The sequence below is a fragment of the Vibrio sp. 1167 genome, assembly GCF_033340375.1.
GTDB classification, from domain to species: Bacteria; Pseudomonadota; Gammaproteobacteria; order Enterobacterales; family Vibrionaceae; genus Vibrio; species Vibrio alginolyticus.
The window spans coordinates 1-1,252 of the sequence record NZ_JAWOWK010000072.1 but is presented as its reverse complement, the minus strand read 5'-3'; the positions used below and the strand labels follow the sequence as shown (position 1 = coordinate 1,252).

At 47.9% G+C, this 1,252-nt stretch carries 1 protein-coding gene; it reads left to right on the top strand.

What is annotated here, in order from left to right; translation table 11 throughout:
* Positions 1–79 precede the first annotated feature (79 nt).
* The gene (coxB, locus tag R7Z78_RS24445; protein WP_169643828.1) at positions 80–1,243 is read left to right on the top strand and encodes a cytochrome c oxidase subunit II; all 1,164 of its coding nucleotides are present in this window, start codon (positions 80–82) and stop codon (positions 1,241–1,243) included.
* Positions 1,244–1,252 lie beyond the last annotated feature (9 nt).

The following is a 1,252-nucleotide window of genomic DNA, read 5'->3' as shown; positions in this document are numbered from 1 at the left end:
TTCGTAAAGTTGTTCGATATTTGCAATGGGACGCAAGGAAGCTCGCGCAAGCGTAGCGGCTGAGCAGAGGAGAGATCTTTTGAAAAGATTAGCGACTACTCTAGCCATACCACTGAGTGTGATTTTAATCACATTCTCCTCCTACGGTTGGTCAAAGGACAATGAACTCAACATGACTAAAGGGGTCACGGCGATCAGCGAGCAAGTGTATGAATTACATATGCTCATTTTCTACATTTGTTGCGCGATAGCTCTGGTTGTTTTTGGTGTTATGTTCTATGCCATCATTCGTCATCGCAAATCAAAAGGTGCAGTTGCCGCGCATTTCCACGAAAGCACCAAAGTGGAAATTATTTGGACTGTTATCCCTATCATCATTCTTGTCGCGATGGCGATTCCCGCAACGAAAACTTTAGTCGCAATGGAAGACACTAGCCAATCGGATATCACCATTCAAATCACAGGTTCGCAATGGAAGTGGCATTACAGCTACTTTGGTGAAGATGTGGAATTTTTCAGCTTGCTCGCAACCAGCCAAAAGCAGATTGACGGTTTAGAGATGAAAGGTGCGCATTACCTACTTGAAGTGGATAACCCGCTCGTGCTCCCTGTGAATCGTAAAGTGCGATTTTTACTGACCTCAGACGATGTGATTCACTCTTGGTGGGTGCCTGATTTCGCCGTGAAAAAAGATACCATCCCGGGTTTCATCAACGAGGCTTGGACGCGAATTGATGAGCCGGGCGTTTATCGTGGTCAGTGTGCAGAGCTTTGTGGACGCGCTCATGGCTTTATGCCAATCGTAGTCCATGCCATGCCGGAAGATGAATTCGATCAGTGGCTCTCGGGTAAGAAAGAAGAAATCGCGATGCAAAAAGCTGCGGCGCAAGAGGCGCTAACTCAAGACTTGTCGATGGATGAGCTCATGGTGCAAGGCGAAGCGATTTACTCGGCGCGTTGTGCTGTTTGTCACCAAGCCAATGGTGAAGGTATTCCGGGGGCGTTCCCTTCAATTAAAGGCAGTCCTGTCGCGACAGGTGATGTCACCGAACACATCGGTGTGGTTGTTGATGGCCGCGCAGGGACGGCGATGCAGTCTTTTGCTAACCAACTTAGTGATCAAGAAATTGCTGCGGTAATTACCTACCAACGCAATGCTTGGGGAAATGATACTGGCGATACGGTTCAAGCGGCCGACGTCAATGCCTTTAAGGCACAAAAAAGTGCCAAGGAGGAAATATGAGTAAGCCAG